We start from the raw sequence: 20,879 nt of genomic DNA on the forward strand, positions 1-20,879 counted from the left end.
TGAACCTTATTTGATCAACTGGTTCAGCTGGAAAATCGGGAGCAGCACGGCGATGACCACGAACCCGACGCAGATTCCCATCCCCAGTACGAGAAGGGGCTCCAGCAGGGCCATGGAGCGGGTAACGGCAGTATCGAACTCCTTTTCGAAGGCCGCCCCGGCCTTGGCGAGCATCTGTTCCAACTCTCCCCCCTTTTCCCCCACCGCCACCATGTGGACGAGGAGGGGGGGGAAGAGGGGGTTCTTACCGAGACCGGCCGCCAGGGTGCCACCCTGCATCAATTCTTCCCGCACCAGGGCCAGGCAGGTGCGGTATTCCCTGTTTACAACGACATCGCCGGTGATCTCCATGGCCCGGGTGACCGGCACCCCGCTGGCAAGGAGAAGCCCGAGCACCTTGGCAAAGCGAGAGAGTATCAGGCGCTGCATGAGCGGCCCCACGAGGGGGAGGCGGAGCAGCCAGCGGTCTTGCCGCTGTCGCACGCTTTCCCTGCGCCGGAGCCGGTCGTAGCCGAGCAGCGCACCGCAGCCGGCCAGCACCAGGAGCCACCACCCCTTCTGGAGCAGCGTGCTCACCTTGATGAGTATGATGGTGATGAGAGGGAGGGTCGCCTTGCTCTCCTGGAAGACGGTGATGATCTTCGGTACTACGAAGGCGAGCAGGAACAGCATCACCCCGCTGCCGACCACGAGCATCAAGGCCGGATAGGCGAGGGAGGTGACTACCTTGCTCCGGACCGCTTCCTGGTCTTCCTGGAATCCGGCGAGTTTTTCCAGGACGATTTCCAGCGCCCCGCTCGCCTCGCCGGCCGCCACCATGCTGATGTAGCTTTCGCTGAAGACATGGGGCTCGCTGCCGAGGGCCTTGGCCAGCGTAGACCCTTCAGCCAGCCGGTCCCGAATCCGGTTGAGGATGTTTTTCAGTTCTCCCGGACGCTCCTGTTCGTAGAGGGTGGTGACCGCCTCAAACACCGGCACTGCCGATCCGATAAGGGTGGCGAGCCGGCGGGTCATGAGGGAGAGGTCGGCGCTGCCGACCCGCCGCCGCCAACTCCGCCTCTGCGTGCCGCCGGAGAGTTCCGTGTCGGGGACAAGTTCTTTCGGGTACAGCCCCTGGTTCTTCAGGCGCAGCCGGGCATCCCGCAGGCTCTCAGCATCGATGGTGCCAGTCACCTCGGAACCTGCCGCCTTGAATGCGCTATAGCGAAAGGTCGGCATAGTCCTCCTGGGTTACCCGCAGGACCTCTTCGATGGTAGTGATGCCGGCGGCCACCTTGGCCATGCCGTCGTCCCGGAGGGTCTTCATCCCCTTGCCGATGGCGTATTCCTTGATCTCACCCGCCGAACAGCGCCGGATGATCATGGAGCAGAGCTCCGCGTCCACGGGGAGGGATTCGTAAATACCGACACGGCCCGTCATGCCGATGCCGAAACAGTGGTCGCACCCCTTGCCACGGTAAAGGGTCGGTGGCAGTTCGACTCCCTGATACTGGCGGTCCGGGGTGTACGATTCGCGACAGTAGGGGCATATTTTTCTGACGAGTCGCTGGGCCATGACCGCCGCCAGGGACGAGGCGACCATGAATGGCTCGATTCCCATGTCGATGAGCCGTGACACCGCAGTGGCCGAGTCGTTGGTGTGGAGGGTGGAGAGGACCAGGTGGCCGGTGAGAGATGCCTGCATGGCGATTTCCGCGGTCTCCGCGTCCCGGATTTCGCCGACCATGATGATGTCCGGGTCCTGGCGCAGGATGGAGCGGAGGCCGCTGGCGAAGGTGAGATCGATCTTGGGATTGACCTGGATCTGGCCGACCCCCTTCAGCTGGTATTCCACCGGGTCCTCGATGGTGATGATGTTTTTTTCGGGGGAGTTCAGGTAGTTGAGGGCGGCATAGAGGGTGGTGGACTTGCCGCTGCCGGTGGGGCCGGTGACGAGGATGATGCCGCTGGTCCGCTTCAGGAACCGTTCGAACCCCTGCACCGCCGCATCCGTGAACCCCAGGTGGGAGAGGGAGATGATCCCCTTCTGCTTGTCGAGGAGGCGCAGCACCACCCGTTCGCCGAAGAAAGTGGGGATGATGGAGACGCGGATGTCCACGTCCCGGCCGGCGACGATGACCCGTATCCGCCCGTCCTGGGGGAGCCGTTTTTCGGCGATGTTGAGGGAGGCCATGATCTTGACCCGGGAGATAAGGGCTTCCTGGACCACCTTGGGGGGAGCAAGCATCTTGTAGAGGATGCCGTCGATCCGGAAACGAACCTCTAGCTCACGCTCGTAAGGCTCGATATGAATATCGCTGGCCCGCTCTTTCACCGCCTGGAAAAGGATGGAGTTGAGGAGCCGGATGACCGGCGCCTCGTCGGCGAGATCGAGGAGGTCCTTCGGCTCGGCCAGCTCGGTGGCGATGGTGGAGAGGTCTTCCCCTTGCAACTCTTCCACAACCTCTTGGGCCGACCCGGAGAGCCGGGAATAGAGGCGGTTTATGGCGTCCAGAAGCACCTGTCGCGGCACCAACACGGCGGCCGGCTGTATGGCGAACAGGCCTCGCAGCTCGTCCAGGGGGAGGAGGTTGGCTGGGTCGCCGATGGCCACCAGGAGCCGGCCTTCCTCCTCACGCAGGGGAAGGAGAAGGTTGGCGCGGGCGAAGGCGAGGGGCAATTTTCCCAGAAGAGCCGTATCCACTTGGCTGTCGTCGATCTCCGCCTGGCAGGGGAGGCCGAACCGGGCAGCGAGATTTTCCAGTTCCGCGGTCATGGTCATTGCTTCGGTTGGGTCTCCTCGGCTTTCTTGCCGAATTTTTGCAGCTGTTCGTTGATGTCGAGCCAGCGGTCGCCGGTGCTGGCGTCATTGAAGCGCTGTTTTTGCTGGGTCATGACCTCGGCCATTTCTTCTGACCCTCTGACAATGCGGGGGGTTAGGACGATCATGAGATTGGTTTTTTTCCGTTCCTTGCTCTTGGTCTTGAAGAGCCAGCCGAGTAGCGGGATGTCTCCCAAGAGCGGGATCTTGTTGATGTTCTCCGTTTCCTGGTCCTGGATGAGCCCGCCTATCACCACGGTATCCTTGTCCTTGACGACAACCGAAGTCTTAGCCGAACGTTTTGTGGTGGTAATGTCGGCGGCGGCACCCTTGTTGAGAGCGTCCTTCACGGCGGATATCTCCTGGTAGATGTCGAGCTTGACGTACTCCCCTTCGCTGATCTGGGGGGTGATCTTAAGGGTGATGCCCGTGTCCTTTCGTTCCACGTTGGATGTCTGCGCCACACCGGTACTGTATGAAGTGCTTGAGGTGAGGAACGGTACGTTTTCGCCGACGAAGATCTCTGCTTCCTTGTTGTCGGAAGTAAGAACATTGGGGGTGGAAAGGACATTCACCGTGCCGTCTGAGAAGAGTGCCTTAAGATTACCGGCAAGCTGGAGGTTGGTGCTTCCGGCAACACCCTTCAGAAAAGCGGTGATAAGTGCCTGGGCCGGATCGGTGGCACCGATGAAGTTGAAGGGATCGAAGGCACCTGCAGCAGCGGTATTACCGGTGACTCCCCCTCCTGTTGCCCCCAGCTGTGCTCCGAACTCCTTCAGCTTGTCCAGAGAAACCTCGGCAATGAGGGCCTGAACAAAGACCTGTCGCCGCCGTCGATCAAGTTTCTGAATCACCTGGAGGAGGTTCTGGTAGTCGTTGGGGGAGGCCATGATGACGAGGGAGTTGGTTGCCTTGTCAGGGGTGACGGTGATCTTTCCTCCCTCGAAGGGGGACTGTTGCGGTGCAGCCGCTGCCGCGCCCTGTGCTGTGCCGGCAGCAGCGGTCACTCCCTTTACTACCCCGTCCAGGACCTTGGCCACCTCGGTGGCATCGGCATTTTCCAGGGAGTAGACGTTCACCTTGCTGCTGGAGGTGGGAGGGACCACGTCGATGAGGGCGACGAGCTTCTTGATGTCCTCTTTGTCCTTGTCGCTGCCGAAGACGATGAGGGCGTTCAGCCGGGTGTCGGGGACAATGATGGTCCCCGTTCCCGAACTCACGCTCTGCCCGGTGCCACGTGGTGTTGCCGGAGCGGCCTTTTCCCGGTTGCCGAGCCATTCGCGGGCCACGTTGGCGGCGCTGTCGGCCGATGCGTTCTTGAGGAAGATCACTTCACCCTTTTCGCGGCGCTGGCCCGTGTCGATCAGCTTCAGGATGCCGAGGATCTTCTCGATGTTGAGAGAGGAATCCACCATCAGCAACATGTTGGCGGGGCCGAAGGCGGAGATGTAGCCGTCCTTGGAAACCACCGGCTGGAGAAAGGTGACCGCTTCCTGGCTGGAGATGTTTTCAAGTGAAATGACCCGGGCGACGTATGCCTCGTTCACCGCCCCCCGCTCCTGGTCGCTGAGTATCTTCATCCCCGACTGCTTGGCCGCGGAGATGGGGACGATCTTGTAGACCCGCCCGGCCTGGACGATGGTGAACCCCTTCAGTTCCAGTACCGACGTGAAGACGTTGAAAGCTTCGTCCGTGGAGAGCTTGGCGGGGGAGAAGACCGATATCTTCCCCTTGACCCGATCGTCCATGACGAAGTTTTTTCCCGTCAGGTCGCTGATGAACTTGGCCATAGTGGAGATGTCCACCTCGTTGAAGTTCAGTACGACCCCTTTGGCGTGGACTGCTGCCGGCAGCGTCAGGAGGAACAGAAGGAGACCTGTGGTGATACTGCGTGAAATGTGCCTAGTCAAGGATGCCTCCACAAGAGGTACGTGGGATGAGGTAGGGGTGTTTTCTCAACCGTAGCCGCTACCTTTCCCTGCCTCATCGTATGTCGTAATTGAATGTCGTCGGTTGCCCGTCCCGGACAAGGTCGAGTTTGATGCGGCTCTGACCCTTGAGGGATGCCAGGGACTGGATGGCTTTTTCCGGCGAATCGATGGGAAACTCATTGATCCGGAGGAGCACATCGCCGTTTTTCATCCCGACGGTGCCGAATATCCCTCCCTGCCGGACTTCCGAGACCCTGAACCCCTCAACCTTGCCATCCTTCACGCTCGGAAGGAGCCGGGCATCGGTCATGGCCTGGCCGATATTGTCAAGCGCCGCGTTGAGGGCGCGTTGGTCGATGACGTAGTTTCCCGTTCCCACCTGTGCAGCGAGTCCGCCGCTACCCGGTGCCGGAGGCTGGCTGGAAGCGGCTTCGGTGGCAACTGCTGTCGGGGTGAGTATCTTGACCTTTTGGCCGCCGGCCAGGATTTCGGCGCTTTCCTTCTGGACCGCCACCAGTGGCCCCATGCCGTACACCTGATCGCCGAGCCGGAAAACCCGTTCCTCTTTGGTGGAAATCTTCTGGATCAGGGCGAACGTCTCCCGAAACGAACCGCGGGCGGTGCCGAGGAGGAGCAGGTCGCTCTGGGAGGTCCCACCCCCCTGTTTTGCGGAGGAAGCGGCGGTGATGGGGGTCAGCTGTCCCTGGGTCGCCTTGCCGAACAGTCCCTTGGTGAGGATCGGCGCGAACGACATGAGATCGTCGGTGGCGGGGGGGGGAATGGTGAGGGCCTGAGTTTTTGTGCCGCTGGGGAACAGTTTTCCAAGGCGGAATGAGACAAGATCGGAAGCGATCAGGGCAACGACCGAAAGGATGAGGAGCGTGAGAGCGATGTTAAGGGGGAAGACCCATTTCTGCATGCTGGCTACCCTTTGCCGAGGTCATTGAAACCAGGAAAATATAGTAGATGTACCCGTTAGATGCAAGGGGAAAGAAGGCGCATCGGCCGTTTGCGATGTTCCGCCCGTGGTGGTTCCAGCTGTGAAGGATGAACGTGGTCCGGAATTCCTCCTAAGTATGCTTCATGTCGGGTCAGATGCAAGGTGGTCTCTGCGTCTGCTTGCCGTTCGATGAAAAGGTGTCGTTTACGACCAGTCTTGAATTCATCATGTCCCTTGTGCTACCATCGCCCCACCATGGAGACATTGACACCGAACAACGGCGCGCCGGTGCTCGTCACTGCTGCCACCCTTCAGGAACTCGACCATCTGTTCAGGGCAATCGGTCCGGGCCGGCAGGATAGCCTCCTGTTTCGCGAGGTACATACGGGGGCGATTGACGGTGTGTCGGTGGTGCTGGCGGTCACCGGCATGGGAAAGGTCAATGCCGCTTCGGTCTTGACCCTTCTCGTGGAGCGTTATCGGCCGCGACTCGTTATCAATACCGGCTGTGCCGGTGCCTATGAGGGGAGCGGTCTCGAGGTTGGCGACCTAGCAGTGGCCAGTGTTGAGGTTTATGGAGATGACGGCGTGATCAGCCCCGCCGGTTGGGAGCCCCTGGACCTTATCGGCATCCCCCTGTTGGAGCTGAAGGGGCGTCGTTATTTCAACGAATTTCCCCTCTCCTTCTCGGCCAGTGAAAAGGCTATGCAGCTGGCGGCAGCCCTCGGCATTTCCGTGAAACGGGGGCGTTTTGTCACCGTTTCCACCTGCAGCGGCAGCGCATCCCGTGGTCGGGAGCTGGCAGATCGGTTCGATTCCCTCTGCGAGAACATGGAGGGTGCAGCGGTGGCCCACGTGTCGCTCATGTATGGCATCGACTGCATGGAGGTGCGGGGGATCAGCAACCTGGTAGAGGACCGCGACCTTTCCCGCTGGAATATCCCCCGCGCCGTGGAGAACGCCCAGCGGTTCGTCCTGAAATACATTCAAAGTCTTGCCCCCAAGGAGTTCGGGTCTCGTGAGTGATCATTCCGCGTCCCACCTCCCGTCGCGTGTAGTCGATGCAGGGGAAGACAGGGAACTGTCGTTGGGCTTTTCTCCCTGTCCCAACGACACCTTCATCTTCAATGCCCTGATTCACGGACTGGTGGCTTGTGGCGGCTATCGCTTCCGGGAGCAGTTGGAGGATGTGGAAACCCTCAACCGTCTCGTTCTGGCCGGCGCCCTCGACATCAGCAAGATATCCTATCATCTCCTCGGGTTCATCCGGGATGACTACGTGCTGCTCCGCTCCGGCGGTGCGCTCGGACGGGGGTGCGGTCCCCTTCTGGTTGCCCGACAGCCGCTCCCCCTCGAAGCCCTGCGTGGAGCGCCGATCGCCGTTCCCGGCCGGTACACCACCGCCTGCCTGCTGCTCCGCCTGTTCGATCCGGCCCTCGACAACCTGGTCTTCATGCCGTTTCACGAGATCATGGGGGCTGTCGGGCGGGGAGAGGTGGCGGCGGGGGTCATCATCCACGAATCACGCTTTACCTTTACCAGCTATGGTCTTACCCGGCTTCTGGACCTGGGTGCGTGGTGGGAACAGGATTCGGGCTGCCCTATCCCCTTGGGGGGGATCGTCATGCGGCGTGAGCTCGGCACCGAAGCTGCCGCCACCGTCGAGCGGGCACTCCGGGCAAGCGTCCAATACGCCTTCGCCCATCCCGACGCAGCCAGCGGCTACGTACATGCCCATTCCCAGGAACTGAGCGACGAGGTGTGCGCTGCCCACATCAACCTCTACGTCAATCCTTTCTCCCTTGCCCTCGGGCCAGAGGGTGAATCGGCTGTTGCGACCCTTATGGAGCGTGCCGAAAGGGTCGGGCTCATACCCACCTCCACCCGCAACCTGTTCCTCCCCTGATCCCCCTGCACGCTTCCGTTAAGTTGCAGTAACTACTTGAAAAATAAAAAAATTCGCCCGTTTTTGCTGCCTTTTTCTTGACCTGGGCAATATGTCTGTGCTATAAGGTCCCCTCGCCCAAGAAGGAGGTGCGCATGGCAACACCGAACCCGAGGGGCAGGTTGGCGCTGATTGTTTTCCTCTGCCAACTGGCTCTCCTGGTCCACACACTTCCCCTGCAGGCTGACGAAACGAAAACCGACAGCAACCAGGCAGAGATCGCTGCCCCGGTTAAAGGGGCAGACGACGGGATGGTAGGGATCGCTTCCTACTACGCCAAACGCTACAACGGCAGAAAAACGAATTCGGGGGCACGCTACAATCCGGAAAAGCTGACGGCAGCTCATCAGGATCTCCCCCATGGTACCAGGGTGAAGGTGATAAACCTCGCCAACGACAAAGAGGTCGTGGTTACGGTCAATGACCGCTGCCGCAGACGGAACAAGCCGTTCATCGACCTGTCCCGCGCGGCGGCCAGAGAGCTTGGGTTTCTCGGCAAGGGGACTGCCCGGGTCAGGATCGTCGTCCTGGAGGACGGGGAAGAAGAATCGAGCTGACACAATTTTATGTTTGGGCGAAACGGAAGAGGCCGGGAGGAAACCCCCGGCCTCTTCGCATTTTTTGAATAAAAAAACAGGCCGGGGATGACTCCGGCCTGTCCTGACATGGTGACGGGTGATTGAGGGTGGCTACTGGTTGGACTTCTTGGTCGTCTTCTTGGCGCCAGTCTTTCCGCTGCTCTTCTTGCTCCCCTTCTTCGAGCCTTTCCCTTTTTTTACTTTCTTTCCTTTTTTCCCTTTCGTAACTTTTTTCCCCTTATGCCTCGGTTCAGGCGAAAGCTCGTCACGGATATTGTTGAGGAGGACTGCAGTTTCCTCCAAGGCCGGATCGGCTTTTTTCGCCGCTTCCAGGGCTTCCTTGGCCTCCTTGATGTTACCGGTCTTCATGTAGACACGCCCGAGGGCGTTGAGGGCCTTGGCGTGGTCGGCCTTCAGTTCGACCGCCGCCTTGTAGGCGGGGATGGCATTTTCATACTCCTTCTTGAATTCGTAGATAATCCCCAGCTTGTAGTGGGCATTGGGATCCTTGGGGGCAAGGTCCACGTTTTCCTTGAGAAGCTTGACCAATTCATCGTAGTTCTTGTTCTTGACGTAGATGGCGGTGAGGGCGGTGCGGGTGTCGATGTCGTCCTTTTTCAGGCGGAGCACCTCACGGTACTGTTTTTCCGCCTCCTCCATCTGGTTGTTTCGTTTGTAGAGGGCCGCCAGTTCCCGGTGGGCCTCCAGGTTATCCGCATCCAGCCGGATCGCTTCTGCGTACGCTGCTACCGCTTCCTTGTAATTCTTGGTTTTCACGTAGACCCGGGCAAGTTTGAAGTGGATGAGCGGGTTGTCCTTTCGGTTCTTGAGGAGTTCCTGGTACTGTTCGATGGCCTGAGAAAAGCTCCCCCTCAGGGAATAGATATCCGCCAGGCGCCGTCGGGCATCGCCGAAGTCGTTGTTGTATTTGAGGGCCTGCCGGTACTCCACGACCGCTTCATCCAGGAGCCCCTTTTTTTCGAAGATGGAGCCCAGGCTGTAATGGATCGCGGCGCTTCCTCCGTTGAGTCGCACTGCTTCACGGTAGGCAGCAGCGGCGTCGTCGTCCCGGTCGGCAGCCAGGTAGGCGTCCCCCAGCTTCTGGAAGACGACCGGTCGTTCGGGCTTTTCCTTAAGGGCGGCTAGGTACTCGGTGGCGGCCTTGTCGTAATTCTTCGCCTGAAAGTACTCATCCCCCTTGAGGATGTGTTCATCGAACTGGCCCGCTGCCGTGCTTATGCCTCCCAGGACGGCTTCGTATTCGGCCCCTTTCTGGTCCCCTTTCTTCGTGTAGGCATCCGCCATGAGACGGTGGATTTCCTTGTTTTGGGGATTGGCCGTTGCCGCTTTTTTCAAGATATCCAATGCACGGTCTGGCTGATTCTTCCCGAGCAGAAGTCTGGCAAGACCGACCTGCGCTGGTTCATACCCTGCATCCAGCTCAAGTGCCTTTGTGTATGCATCTTCCGCATTGTCTGCCTGCCCCATGCCGACGTAGACATCGGCGAGTCCGGAATGGAGGGCGGGGTCTGACGGGAATGCCTTGAGAGCCTCGTTGTAATGGTGAGTGGCGAGGGTATAGAGCTTGCGTTCGCTGAAAACCTGGGCCAGTCCCCGTTGGTAACGGGGGTCGGGCGCACCCTTTACGGCCTTGGTCAGTTCGAGTGACGCCTCATCGAGCATTCCCTTCTGCAGGTAGATAAGACCCAGGTTGCCACTGGCCTGGTGAAAGGCGGGATCTTCCTTGAGGGCTTCCTGATACTCGCGGACAGCCCGGTCCGCATTTCCCCCCGATTCCTGCTGGAGTCCCTGCACAAAGTGACCTACGGCCCCGTCGGGGCAGAGATTGAGTATCTTGGTTTCCAGCGCTACCCGCGCCGCATTGTCTTTGGTTTCCGTAAGTTCCGCCAGCATTTCCCGCGCTTGGCGACATTTGTCCGTCGGTCCGAATCCCCAGTCAAATCCCCAGGTAAGCTGGGGGAGCATGAGCAGGGCGATCAGCAGCAGATAGTTTCTCATCGGTTCCTCATGGGTCGCTGGGATTTAAAGAATGGCGAATTATACACAGGGGGGATGTAAAGTTCAATTCATAACAGTGCAAAATGGCTCTTCACAGTCATTTGCGCGGATATTGGCGAATATTGCCCTTGCCAGAGGCGCTTCTCCGCGCCACAAGGCCAGATTACCTTGACTTTCGACCCAAAGATGGTTAAATCATGTAAATCAATCCGCTCTGAAAGCGGGTTGGACGCTGGATTTGAACGTATTTATTGTACGGGACGCCCCGTGAGAAGAAGGAGTTGGAGATGGAAGTCAAACCGGACAACGAAGAATTGAAGATACCGGATGTCCTGCCCCTGTTGCCGGTGCGGGACGTGGTGGTCTACCCCTATATGATACTTCCCCTTTTTGTGGGGCGGGAAATCTCCATAGCTGCGGTGGATCATGCCCTTTCCCAGGACCGCCTGATCTTCCTGGCTACCCAGCGGGAGGTTGGGGAGGAAGAACCGACCCCGGACACGATCTACAGCGTCGGGACTGTAGCCATGATCATGAGGATGCTGAAGCTTCCCGACGGTCGAGTCAAAATCCTGGTGCAGGGGCTCTCAAAAGGGCGGATTACCGAGTACCTTGCGGAGAAACCGTTCTATTCGGTACGGATCGAACGAGTTGCCGATCCCCAGATCGCGGAGAACTCCCTTGAGACCGAAGCGCTCATGCGTACGGTCAAGGAACAGCTCGGCAAGGTCATTTCCCTCGGCAAGGTCATCTCCCCCGAAGTGATGGTGATCGTCGAAAACATGCAGGAGCCGGGGAGTCTTGCCGATCTTGTTGCCAGCAATATCGGCCTCAAGGTTGAAGATGCCCAGCGTCTGCTGGAGATCGCAGACCCGCTTGAGAGGCTGGGCCGTGTCAACGAACTCCTTAATAAGGAGTACGAGCTTCTCAACATGCAAGCACGTATCCAGTCCGCCGCCAAGGAGGAGATGGGGAAGAGCCAGCGGGAATACTTCCTGCGCGAGCAGTTGCGGGCGATCCAGCAGGAGCTGGGGGAGACGGATGCTCGCGCCGAGGAGATCGCCGAACTGCGCAAGGCGATCGAGCAGGCCAAGATGCCGTCGACTGTGGAGAAGGAGGCCCTCAAGCAGCTGGGACGCCTGGAGCAGATGCACCCGGATGCCGCCGAATCGGGGATGCTTCGGACCTACCTGGACTGGATGGTGGAGATCCCCTGGAGCAAGTCAACCAAGGATTCTCTGGATATCAAGAGGGCAAAGGAGATTCTAGACGAGGATCATTTTTACCTGGATAAGGTCAAGGAGCGGATTCTTGAGTTCCTCGCGGTGCGCAAGCTGAAGAAAAAAATGAAGGGACCGATTCTCTGCTTTGTCGGGCCTCCGGGAGTGGGGAAGACGTCGCTCGGCAAATCCATCGCCCGGGCCATGGGACGCAAGTTCGTGCGCATTTCCCTGGGCGGAGTCCGTGACGAGGCGGAAATCCGGGGCCACCGCCGCACGTATGTGGGCGCCCTGCCGGGACGGATAGTTCAGGGGCTCAAGCAGGCCGGCGCCAACAACCCGGTCTTCATGCTCGACGAACTGGACAAGATCGGTGCCGATTTCCGCGGCGACCCCTCGTCGGCCCTTCTGGAGGTGCTCGATCCGGAACAGAACCATGCGTTTTCGGATCACTACATCAACCTCCCCTACAATCTTTCCAATGTCATGTTCATCGCGACGGCCAACCAGATCGATCCGGTTCCCGGGCCTCTGCAGGACCGAATGGAAGTGATCAACCTGGCCGGCTACACCGAGGAGGAAAAGCTGCAGATCGCCAAGCGCTACCTCGTGCCGCGCCAGATCAAGGAAAATGGCATTACGGAAAAGACTCTCACCGTTTCCGACGAGGCGATCAAGACGATCATCGCCAAGTATACCCGGGAAGCGGGGTTGCGTAACCTGGAGCGGGAGATCGGCTCCATCTGCCGCAAGGTGGCCCGCAAGGTGGCGGAGGGTGAGAAGAGGCATTTCACGGTCAATGCAGCGGCAGTGGCAAAATACCTCGGCCCTCCCAAGTTCCTCCGTGAAGAGGAAATGGAGCACAACGAGGTGGGAGTGGTAACGGGGCTCGCCTGGACACCCGTCGGTGGGGAAGTGCTCTTTGTCGAGGCGACCATCATGCAGGGGAAGGGTGGACTCACCCTGACGGGTCAGCTCGGCGATGTCATGAAGGAATCGGTGCAGGCGGCCCTTTCCTATATCCGTTCCAAGGAGGCGGAACTCAACCTTCCCACCGATTTCTTCCATAACATGGAGATTCATGTCCATGTCCCGGCCGGTGCCATCCCCAAGGACGGCCCGTCGGCAGGTGTCACCATGGCCACGGCCCTCGTGTCGGCCCTGACGAAGATTCCCGTCCGGAAAGATGTTGCCATGACCGGCGAGATTACCCTACGGGGGAAAGTCCTCCCCATCGGAGGGCTGAAGGAGAAAATGCTGGCCGCCATCCGTGCCGGCGTGAAAACTATTGTGATTCCTGAACAGAACAAGAAGGACCTGGAAGAGGTCCCTCGCCATATCCTTAAGAAGGTGAAGGTTGTCACCGCCAGGACCATTGACGAAGTTCTCAAGGTGGCGCTCGAAACGTATCCTCCGCCACCGTCCCGCCAGGGAAAAGCTCCGGCGGTCAAGGGGAAAGTTCCCCCGCCGCGGGTTCTGGTAAAACCACGCAAGGGTGTGGTTGCGTGAAACTTGAAGAGCTGGGCGAATTCGGTTTTATCGACCGGCTCGCCGGGCAGGTCAAGGCAAGGCCCGGAGTGATGCTTGGCATCGGCGACGATGCGGCCATACTGGCACCGACGGCGAGCAAGGTAACCCTTGCCACGTCGGACATGCTCGTGGAAGGGATCCATTTCGATCTCGCCCTTACCGACCCCTTTACCCTGGGGCGGAAGTCTCTTGCGGTCAATCTATCCGATCTTGCCGCAATGGGCGCGCAGCCACGGCATGCCCTTCTCTCTCTGGCCATTCCGCCTGCCCTTCCCGTGGAGTTCCTCGATGAATTCACCCGCGGCTTCCTCGCGTTGGCCGACGAGTTCCAGGTTGCGCTGGTGGGGGGTGATACCTGTGCCTCCAGGGGAGGCCTGGTCATATCTGTCACCGCCCTGGGGGAGCAGTGCCCCGACTTGGTGGTGCGCCGGTCAACGGCTTGCGCCGGAGACCTGGTGCTGGTCACGGGGAGCCTGGGGGATTCGGCACTCGGCCTGGAGTTTCTCAGGCAGGATATTCGCTCCGGGAGGGCGGTGGAACGCCATCTTGACCCCCTTCCCCGGGTAGCGGCCGGCCTCCGGCTTGCCGAAGCGTGCCTGGCAACCGCCATGATCGATGTGAGTGACGGTCTGTTGGCCGACCTCGGCCATATCCTCGATTTGTCCGGTGTTGGCGCGCGCCTCGACCTGGCCCGACTTCCCCTATCCGAGGAGTGCCGGCACCATGTTTCCGTTGACAGGAAAGACCCCTTTGCCCTTCCTCTCGCCGGTGGTGAGGACTACGAACTCCTCTTCACGGCTTTGCCGGAACGGGAGGCGTTGGTCCGTTCGGAGCTGGCCGACTGCGGCGTGCCGGTAACCGTCATCGGGGAGATTACCGCCGACAGAGGGTTGTCGTTGACCGATCCTGCCGGTAACCCCTACCACCCGGAACGGCAAGGGTACAACCATTTCGGAACCATCCGAAACACCGGCCCCCAGCCCGCTTCCTGAAGTGGTGTGACACGGACTGCATATCTCAAAGGATGGTGCGACCCTCTCCACATGACATCGGCTGTCACTCAAACATACCTTGAACTCAAGAATTTCCCCGACATTTCTCCGGAAGCTTTCGAGGTTATCCGGCGGATAATGAAGAATGCCTGTGGCGTCAACCTGGACAGTTACAAGGATAAATGCATCAAACGACGGATTGCGCTCCGGGTTCGGGCGACCAACTGTATCACTGCGGAAGAATACTGCGACCTCCTGCTGCGGGACGAAGAGGAGGTGGACCGACTTCTGAAGGTGCTGACCATCCATGTCAGTCAGTTCTTTCGCAATCCCCCCATGTTCGAAAAACTGCGCCAGGAAATCTTTCCTTTTCTCTTTACGCTCCCCGAGATAAACGTGACGGGGGGGCTGACTGTCTGGAGCGTCGGTTGTGCCAGCGGGGAGGAACCCTACACGGTGGCACTGCTCCTCAGGCATTTTTTTGCGTCTGAATTGGGCCGGATTGGGGCGACCATCCTTGCCACCGACGTGGATGCGGCCATTCTGGAAGCTGCACGGGAGGGAATATTCGGAGAAGAACGACTGGTGGAAGTTTCCGCCGAGTTGCGGCGGAAATATTTCGTGCAGCGGGATGGCAGATACCAGGTGGTGCCGGAGATCAAATCGCTCGTTGAGTTCCGGCAGGCGGATCTTGGCCATCTGGATACATTCCCTGAATGCGACCTGATCCTCTGCCGCAACGTTTTCATCTATTTCGAACGTTCACAGCAGGAGGCGATTCTTCACGGGTTTGCCGACAAGCTGCATCCGGGAGGGGTGCTCATTCTCGGCAAATCGGAATCACTGGTTGGGGACGTGCGTAGCCGGTTCCAAACCATCTGTCCTGTAGAACGGATATATCGGAGAGTGTGAAAGAAGCTTGCCAGGAAAAGAGAGGATTTTTTTTATGTATGTTCCCATAGGATACAAGTTTATCATGGGATTTGTGATGGTGGTCGGGGCGGTGGCTTTTGCTCCGGATCTGGTGCGCCAGCTTGGATATGCTCCTGAAATTACCAGTGTTTTCTCCTATCTGGTGGCTCTTACCATCGGGCTGGTGCTTGGCTGGATATTTTCCCGGGGTTTTACCCGCAACATTTCCCGTCTCACCCAGTCGGCTGAAGCAATCAGCCAGGGGGACCTGACACGGGATGTTACCCTGAAGGAATCCCGTTTCCCCGATGAGACCCACGACTTGGAGAGCTCCATCAATCAGATGGTGGAAAGTCTGCGGGATCTGGTCCGGCATATACGGGAGACGTCGGAGCGGGTATCCGAGTCGGCGCGTACGCTCTCTTCGTCGGCCCTTGAAATCAACGCTTCCACCGAAGAAGTTGCCCAGGCCATGGAGCAGATCTCCCGTGGGGCGGACAGTCAGGTTGAGTTGGTCGGCAAGACCTCAGCCCTTATCCGCGAAACGGCGGTTTCCGTTGAATTGGTCGCAAAGCGTGCGCGTGAAGCGGCACAGGCGGCCCGAGACACCAGCATGACCGCGCAGCGTGGGGACGAACTGGCCAGTGATTCCCTGGCAAGGATGAAGGAATTTTTCGACAACGCGGAGACGATGGGACGGCGCTTCATAGCCTTGAATGGCAAACTCCAGCAAGTGGGTAGAATTGCCGATTTCATCGGCGAGATTGCTCGGCAGACCAACATGCTGGCACTGAATGCTTCCATTGAAGCGGCCCGTGCGGGAGAATACGGCAAGGGGTTCTCGGTGGTCGCCGAGGAGGTACGCAAGCTCTCCGACGGTACCAGCAAGTATGCCGGCGAGATTGTCGAACTGATCGCCATGCTCAAGGAAGAGAGCGGCAAGGTCCATGAAACGATTGTGGAAAGTTCCCGCCTGATCGTCGTTGGGAAAAAGAACATCGACACCACTGCTGCATCGTTCAGGGAAATCCTCGACACGGTCATCGAAACGGAGAATAAGGCAAACAGCATCGCCGATCTGTCACACATGCAGACGGACGGCGCTGAAAAGATGGTTCGGGCGGTGGATGAGATTGCCAGGGTTGCCGAAGACAATGCTGCCTCGACCCAGCAGGTATCCGCGGCGACGGAAGAGCAGTCGGCGGCCATGCAGGAGATGGCCCATGCGGCCCAGGAAATGGCCAAGCTGGCCGATGAACTTCTGGTGGTTGTGCAGCGCTTCAAGGTAAATCTGGACGAAGCGCCGGTGTTATGAAGGCCTCGTCCCGCGGATTGCTCGTGTTTACCCTGCAGGGAGAGAGGTATGGCCTTTCTCTTCAGGATGTGCTGGAGGTCATCGACCCGTCACGGCCGGTTCCGGTACCGCGTGCTCCCGAGTTTATCCGGGGGGTTATCAACGTCCACGGCAGTTTGGTGACGATCCTCGATCTGGCCCGGTTGCTCGCTTGTGGCGAGGCGGCGCCCGCCGGCAAGTTCCTCGTCCTCGACCGCAGGATCGCCAATCTTGCCCTGTGGGTGGATAGTGTGGAGGGGTTTGTTGCGGAAGAGGGGGAGCTAGGCACAGATTCTCCCGCCGATGAATTGATTGCCAGGGAAGTGCGGAGTGGCACCGGCACCATCAGGATTCTGGCTCTTGACCGTATAGTGAACAGAGTAGAAGAAACACTCAAACGATAATTCGGGCAGATTAGTGGCAAGCCAGGACTTGCCGCTACACCCAGATTGACACCGGAGGAAACATGGGGCTCACGGTTTTGCTGGTTGACGATTCGCTATTCATGCGCAATATGCTGCGTGGTATCCTCGAGGGAGAGGGGTACGAGATCGTTGCCGAGGCAGTGGACGGCATGGATGCGGTGCGGAAGTACCGAGAGTTCCGCCCCGATGTCACCACGATGGATATTGTCATGCCGGTTAAAAACGGCATTGAGGCACTGCGCGAGATTCGGATCCTTGATGCCAAAGCCTGTGTTGTCATGTGCAGCGCGGTCGGGCAGGAATCGCTCGTAAATGCTGCCCATGAAGCCGGTGCATGCGACTTCATCATAAAACCATTCAATCCGGAGCGGGTCAGGGAGGTCATCAAGCGGGTGGCGGGAGCCTGACCCATGGACATGTCCCCGTACCGGGATCTGTTTATCTCCGAGTCCCGGGAACATCTCCGTGCGGTCAGCGAACTGATCGTCAAGGTGGAACAGGAGGCAGGCAGTCGGAAGGATATGGATGCCCTGTTTCGGGCAGCCCACTCCCTCAAGGGGATGGCCGCCTCCATGGGGTACGGCGAGATCGCCGAACTGTCACACAGAATCGAAGACCTGATGGACCGGGTCCGGAAGGAAGAGTTGGTTTTTGACGCGGGGATTGCCGATCTTCTCTTGGAGGGGGCGGACCTGCTGGAGGTGATGATCACCGATGTGGCGAATGAGGTACAGGCCGTCAGAGACATCGGAGATCTGGTGCAGCGGCTTGTCGCCTACCGGCCCGCCACGGGAACTGCTGGGACGGCAGATGGAGGGGATGTTGCGGGTGGTGCACCATCGGACAGGCAGTCGCCTGCTGACCTGCTCCACGGGGAACCGGACCGGCACGGTGACGCATCGCAGACGGTACGAGTCCGAACTGAGGTGCTCGATCACCTCATCAATATCACCGGCGAGTTGATCACCAACAAGCATCGGCTTATGACCGTCGGGAAAGAGTTGGCTTCACAGCCGCTTGACGAGGCGACGGTGGAACTTTCCCGGCTGTTGCGTGACCTGCATACCGAGGTGCTGCTGGTTCGCCTCATCCCATTCTCTACGATTGCCGACCGGTTCCCCCGCGTCGTGCGTGACCTGGCAAAGAAGGTCGGCAAAGAGGTTGTCTTCGAAGTCGATGGAAAGGGGATCGAACTGGATCGGGGGATTCTGGAGGGGCTTTCCGATCCACTCACCCACATTCTGCGCAATGCCGTGGATCATGGTCTGGAGTTGCCCGACGAACGTCGGGCGTGCGGAAAGCCTCTCCACGGGAGAATCCGGCTTGCTGCCCGCCGGGAAAAGGACCAGGTCGTGGTTGTGGTCGAGGACGACGGCAGGGGGATGGACCCTGCGCTGCTGATTGCCTCGGCTATTGAGAAGAGACTCGTCAGCCCGGAGGCCGGTCGGCTCATGTCAGCCCGGGAGGCCTTCATGCTCACCTGTATCCCCGGCTTCTCGACCGCCCGGGAAGTGACCGATGTGTCGGGCCGTGGTGTGGGGATGGATGCGGTTCGCTCCACCATCCAGACCCTTGGTGGCAATCTGACCATCGAGTCGGAACTGGGGAAGGGGAGCCGCTTCATCCTTCGCCTCCCCCTGACCATCGCCATCATCAATGTTCTGCTGGTGAGACTTGCCAGGGTTGCGCTGGCGATTCCCATCACCAGTGTTCAGCGAACAGTGGAACTCAGGCGCGACCTCATCTACAGCCGTGGCAAGCAGAAAGTATTCGATTTTGACGGCGAAGCGTTACCTCTCTTGAGTTTGAACCGGATTCTCGGCCTTCCCCACAGCCATGCCGGCGAACTGCTCCCCCTTTTCGTGAGTGAGCTGAAGGGGCGTCGTGTCGGGCTCGTGGTGGATGAATTTATCGGTCAGCAAGAGATATTTGTCAAGCCACTGGGGCGCCCCCTGGCGAGCATGAAGGGGTTGGGAGGAGGGGCGGTGCTCGGGAACGGTGAAGTCGTCTTCATCCTCGATGTTGCCAATGTTCTGTAATCAATCGCTGTGATTCTTGATCCCGAAAGGAATGTTTATGCGGATTGCTAATCTGAATGAGGCCCAAATAGATGCGCTGCGAGAGGTAAGCAATATCGGCATGGGACATGCCGCCACGGCGCTCTCGCAGCTGCTCGGGAAAACCGTTCATCTGCAAGTGCCACAGGTATTGATCACCGACATCTCAAAGGTGCCCGAATTGCTCGGCGGTGCGGAAAAGATGGTGGTCGGCATCTACCTCCAGGTTCTCGGCAGTGCCCGGGGAAATATCCTCATGATTTTCCCGCGGGAAAATGCCATCAGGATGCTGGATAAGCTTCTCAGCAGGGAGAATACCCGGGGCGGGTTGTTGAGCGAACTGGAGGTTTCCGCGCTCAAGGAAGTGGGAAACATTCTTGCCTCGGCCTACCTGAATGCGCTTGGCGCCATGTTGAAGATGACGCTCATCCCCTCAGTGCCGGTACTCTCCTTCGATATGGCAGGTGCAGTGGTAGACTACGTCCTTGTTGATCTGGCAGAGGTCGGGGATCTGTCGCTCATGGTTGAAACCGAGTTTTTCGAGGATGAAGAACAGGTGAAAGGACATTTTTTCCTCCTTCCCGACCCCCCTTCCCTGCAGATCATACTCGAGTCGATTGGTGTCCTCCATGGCTGAGTTGACCATCATAGGGCTGTCAGAGTACGGATTTGCCTCTTCTCCGGGCGTTCTGATGACATACGGGCTCGGTTCCTGTATCGGCATTGCTCTCTACGACCCGGAACTGCGCATGGGATCGTTGGCCCATACCCTGCTTCCGGTCAGCCACGAGGGTACCCAGTCCACGGTTAAATCGGCCAAATTCACCGATCTTGCCATCGATATCATGGTTGAAGAGCTGGTGAAAAGTGGTTGCGCCAAAGAACGACTTGTGGCAAAATTAGCCGGCGGCGCCAGCATGTTTGACTCGCAATATCGGTCGTTTCGGGGAGATATCGGCCAGCGAAACGTCGATTCCGCCAAAAAAACACTAGCCGGTCACGGAATACCGCTCCTGGCCGAGGATTCGGGCGGTGATTATGGACGCACCGTCGAATTCCATACCAGTAGCGGGTTGATGCTCATAAAGGCCATACAGAAACCGAGCAAAACTATTTAGTTTCCATCCGGAAACGGTTCTTTTCCGCCCTGGCGGTGTCAATCTGCGGTCTTGCTTGTGCGGCGTACCGACGTACGCCTCCGCGCAATCCCTTGATTTCCTTGCCAGGACGAAAAATCCCTCGTTTCCAATCTGGAAACCAGTAGTGTCTCATCCGGAGTTTCCGGATGGACATTATTTAGCCCAGAATGGTGGTGCTTGTTGTTAGTTTGCCAGGACGGGGTTCTCCCTGGGAGGAGGCATTATGAAAAGGTTCTGCATGGTGGCTGCGGCTCTGTTGTTGGCGTTGACCACCGGTTCCGCCGAGGCCGCAACCATTCAGCGGGTCAATGTGGGACTCAATGATGTCATCGACACCCTGGAGAAATCGTACCGTTCCCTGAACGATGTGACCGCAGATTTCTTCCAGCGTTCGACCCTGGCGTCCTCAAAGCGGGAGATGCGTGCCGACGGGCAGATGTTTCTCAAACCACCCACCTCCTCCAGTCCGCTCATGTTCCGCTTTGACTACTTCCGCCCCCTGACCCAGGAAATCGTCTGCGACGGCAGGACCATGTGGATGTACCTGCCAGAGAACCGCCAGGTGATCCAGAGTGACGTCAGTTTTTTCTTCAGTCCCTTCAGTGCCGGCCAGTACAGTAACCAGCCGGTTAATTTTCTCCAGGGGATGGGGCGGTTTTCCAAGGATTTCCAGACGGTCTTTTCGTCCCAGCGGCAGGATATGGCGGGTAACTATGTCCTTGAACTCACCCCACGCCGTTCCTCTGTTACCATCACAAAGATGTATCTGGTAATCAATCGGGATGCGGTGCTTTCTTACGTGGAGAACAACCGGGATATCACCAAGATAATCAACGACCCCCGGCGGCCGGAGTTTGCCTTTCCCCTCCTCTCTTCCACCGTCATAGATCCTCAAGGTAACACGACTATCATGGAGTTCAGCAATGCCAGGACAAACTCGCGGCTGATGGACAACATGTTCACCTTTACCGTTCCGGCAGGCGTCCAGGTTGTGCGTCCGCCATCTGGCCGGTAAGACCGGCAGGGACCGGACGCCAGGGTACCGCGGTTTTGCAAAG

18 protein-coding genes are annotated in these 20,879 nt (G+C 58.7%); 13 read left to right on the forward strand and 5 right to left on the reverse strand.

What is annotated here, in order from left to right; translation table 11 throughout:
- Positions 1-6 precede the first annotated feature (6 nt).
- The 4 genes from gspF to LDN04_RS05760 all read right to left on the reverse strand — a co-directional run bounded on the left by gspF (position 7) and on the right by LDN04_RS05760 (position 5,650).
- The gene (gene gspF, locus LDN04_RS05745; protein WP_223907501.1) at positions 7-1,218 is read right to left on the reverse strand and encodes a type II secretion system inner membrane protein GspF; all 1,212 of its coding nucleotides are present in this window, start codon (positions 1,216-1,218) and stop codon (positions 7-9) included.
- Positions 1,199-2,761, reverse strand: a complete 1,563-nt coding sequence (gspE, locus tag LDN04_RS05750) for a type II secretion system ATPase GspE (protein WP_223907503.1) — start codon at positions 2,759-2,761, stop codon at positions 1,199-1,201. Before gspE ends, gspF begins: the two co-directional genes overlap by 20 nt.
- The gene (gene gspD, locus LDN04_RS05755) at positions 2,758-4,710 is read right to left on the reverse strand and encodes a type II secretion system secretin GspD (RefSeq protein WP_374045138.1); all 1,953 of its coding nucleotides are present in this window, start codon (positions 4,708-4,710) and stop codon (positions 2,758-2,760) included. Before gspD ends, gspE begins: the two co-directional genes overlap by 4 nt.
- Before the next feature lie 73 nt (positions 4,711-4,783).
- Positions 4,784-5,650: a type II secretion system protein N gene (locus tag LDN04_RS05760; protein WP_223907506.1), complete on the reverse strand. Its 867-nt coding sequence runs from the start codon at positions 5,648-5,650 to the stop codon at positions 4,784-4,786.
- A gap of 276 nt (positions 5,651-5,926) precedes the next feature.
- On the opposite strand from LDN04_RS05760, the gene mqnB reads away from it, so the two are divergent.
- The 3 genes from mqnB (at position 5,927) to LDN04_RS05775 (ending at position 8,173) form a co-directional block, all read left to right on the forward strand.
- Entirely contained in the window at positions 5,927-6,697 is a 771-nt protein-coding gene (gene mqnB / locus LDN04_RS05765; protein WP_223907509.1) for a futalosine hydrolase, read from the forward strand.
- A gap of 55 nt (positions 6,698-6,752) precedes the next feature.
- Positions 6,753-7,577 carry a 1,4-dihydroxy-6-naphthoate synthase gene (locus LDN04_RS05770; RefSeq protein WP_223913344.1) on the forward strand — a complete coding sequence of 275 codons (825 nt, stop codon included), beginning with the start codon at positions 6,753-6,755 and terminating at the stop codon, positions 7,575-7,577.
- A 134-nt stretch (positions 7,578-7,711) separates the two neighbouring features.
- Complete coding sequence (locus LDN04_RS05775; RefSeq protein WP_223907512.1) at positions 7,712-8,173, forward strand: septal ring lytic transglycosylase RlpA family protein; 462 nt, start codon at positions 7,712-7,714, stop codon at positions 8,171-8,173.
- A 132-nt stretch (positions 8,174-8,305) separates the two neighbouring features.
- Here LDN04_RS05775 and LDN04_RS05780 read toward each other — a convergent pair whose 3' ends face one another.
- On the reverse strand, positions 8,306-10,213 hold the full coding sequence (locus LDN04_RS05780) for a tetratricopeptide repeat protein (RefSeq protein WP_223907515.1): 1,908 nt from the start codon (positions 10,211-10,213) through the stop codon (positions 8,306-8,308).
- A 287-nt stretch (positions 10,214-10,500) separates the two neighbouring features.
- On the opposite strand from LDN04_RS05780, the gene lon reads away from it, so the two are divergent.
- The 10 genes from lon (at position 10,501) to LDN04_RS05830 (ending at position 20,836) form a co-directional block, all read left to right on the forward strand.
- Positions 10,501-12,942, forward strand: a complete 2,442-nt coding sequence (lon, locus tag LDN04_RS05785) for an endopeptidase La (protein WP_223907517.1) — start codon at positions 10,501-10,503, stop codon at positions 12,940-12,942.
- Positions 12,939-13,955: a thiamine-phosphate kinase gene (thiL, locus tag LDN04_RS05790; RefSeq protein ID WP_223907519.1), complete on the forward strand. Its 1,017-nt coding sequence runs from the start codon at positions 12,939-12,941 to the stop codon at positions 13,953-13,955. The genes lon and thiL overlap by 4 nt, the downstream gene beginning before the upstream one ends.
- Before the next feature lie 6 nt (positions 13,956-13,961).
- Positions 13,962-14,867 (forward strand): protein-glutamate O-methyltransferase CheR, encoded by a 906-nt coding sequence (locus tag LDN04_RS05795; protein ID WP_223907521.1) that lies wholly within the window; start codon positions 13,962-13,964, stop codon positions 14,865-14,867.
- 34 nt (positions 14,868-14,901) lie between these two features.
- Positions 14,902-16,182, forward strand: a complete 1,281-nt coding sequence (locus LDN04_RS05800) for a methyl-accepting chemotaxis protein (RefSeq protein WP_223907523.1) — start codon at positions 14,902-14,904, stop codon at positions 16,180-16,182.
- Positions 16,179-16,604, forward strand: a complete 426-nt coding sequence (locus tag LDN04_RS05805) for a chemotaxis protein CheW (RefSeq protein ID WP_223907526.1) — start codon at positions 16,179-16,181, stop codon at positions 16,602-16,604. Before LDN04_RS05800 ends, LDN04_RS05805 begins: the two co-directional genes overlap by 4 nt.
- Positions 16,605-16,666: 62 nt before the next feature.
- The gene (locus LDN04_RS05810; RefSeq protein WP_223907528.1) at positions 16,667-17,032 is read left to right on the forward strand and encodes a response regulator; all 366 of its coding nucleotides are present in this window, start codon (positions 16,667-16,669) and stop codon (positions 17,030-17,032) included.
- Between the two features lie 3 nt (positions 17,033-17,035).
- Entirely contained in the window at positions 17,036-18,664 is a 1,629-nt protein-coding gene (locus tag LDN04_RS05815) for a chemotaxis protein CheA (protein ID WP_223907531.1), read from the forward strand.
- A gap of 37 nt (positions 18,665-18,701) precedes the next feature.
- Entirely contained in the window at positions 18,702-19,319 is a 618-nt protein-coding gene (locus LDN04_RS05820; RefSeq protein WP_223907534.1) for a chemotaxis protein CheC, read from the forward strand.
- Positions 19,312-19,800 carry a chemotaxis protein CheD gene (locus LDN04_RS05825; protein ID WP_223907537.1) on the forward strand — a complete coding sequence of 163 codons (489 nt, stop codon included), beginning with the start codon at positions 19,312-19,314 and terminating at the stop codon, positions 19,798-19,800. Before LDN04_RS05820 ends, LDN04_RS05825 begins: the two co-directional genes overlap by 8 nt.
- 244 nt (positions 19,801-20,044) lie before the next feature.
- On the forward strand, positions 20,045-20,836 hold the full coding sequence (locus LDN04_RS05830) for an outer membrane lipoprotein carrier protein LolA (RefSeq protein ID WP_223907540.1): 792 nt from the start codon (positions 20,045-20,047) through the stop codon (positions 20,834-20,836).
- The last annotated feature ends 43 nt before the right edge of the window (positions 20,837-20,879 follow it).

Origin of the sequence: Geobacter sp. AOG1, assembly GCF_019972315.1 — a bacterium.
GTDB lineage: Bacteria > Desulfobacterota > Desulfuromonadia > Geobacterales > Geobacteraceae > Geomobilimonas.

What these genes read in the sequence shown, in the direction of transcription:
- gspF (WP_223907501.1), bottom strand. Translation starts at nt 1,218, where the DNA reads ATGCCGACCTTTCGCTATAGCGCATTCAAGGCGGCAGGTTCCGAGGTG.
- gspE (WP_223907503.1), bottom strand. Translation starts at nt 2,761, where the DNA reads ATGACCATGACCGCGGAACTGGAAAATCTCGCTGCCCGGTTCGGCCTC.
- LDN04_RS05760 (WP_223907506.1), bottom strand. Translation starts at nt 5,650, where the DNA reads ATGCAGAAATGGGTCTTCCCCCTTAACATCGCTCTCACGCTCCTCATC.
- mqnB (WP_223907509.1), top strand. Translation starts at nt 5,927, where the DNA reads ATGGAGACATTGACACCGAACAACGGCGCGCCGGTGCTCGTCACTGCT.
- LDN04_RS05775 (WP_223907512.1), top strand. Translation starts at nt 7,712, where the DNA reads ATGGCAACACCGAACCCGAGGGGCAGGTTGGCGCTGATTGTTTTCCTC.
- LDN04_RS05780 (WP_223907515.1), bottom strand. Translation starts at nt 10,213, where the DNA reads ATGAGAAACTATCTGCTGCTGATCGCCCTGCTCATGCTCCCCCAGCTT.
- lon (WP_223907517.1), top strand. Translation starts at nt 10,501, where the DNA reads ATGGAAGTCAAACCGGACAACGAAGAATTGAAGATACCGGATGTCCTG.
- LDN04_RS05800 (WP_223907523.1), top strand. Translation starts at nt 14,902, where the DNA reads ATGTATGTTCCCATAGGATACAAGTTTATCATGGGATTTGTGATGGTG.
- LDN04_RS05805 (WP_223907526.1), top strand. Translation starts at nt 16,179, where the DNA reads ATGAAGGCCTCGTCCCGCGGATTGCTCGTGTTTACCCTGCAGGGAGAG.
- LDN04_RS05810 (WP_223907528.1), top strand. Translation starts at nt 16,667, where the DNA reads ATGGGGCTCACGGTTTTGCTGGTTGACGATTCGCTATTCATGCGCAAT.
- LDN04_RS05815 (WP_223907531.1), top strand. Translation starts at nt 17,036, where the DNA reads ATGGACATGTCCCCGTACCGGGATCTGTTTATCTCCGAGTCCCGGGAA.
- LDN04_RS05820 (WP_223907534.1), top strand. Translation starts at nt 18,702, where the DNA reads ATGCGGATTGCTAATCTGAATGAGGCCCAAATAGATGCGCTGCGAGAG.
- LDN04_RS05825 (WP_223907537.1), top strand. Translation starts at nt 19,312, where the DNA reads ATGGCTGAGTTGACCATCATAGGGCTGTCAGAGTACGGATTTGCCTCT.
- LDN04_RS05830 (WP_223907540.1), top strand. Translation starts at nt 20,045, where the DNA reads ATGAAAAGGTTCTGCATGGTGGCTGCGGCTCTGTTGTTGGCGTTGACC.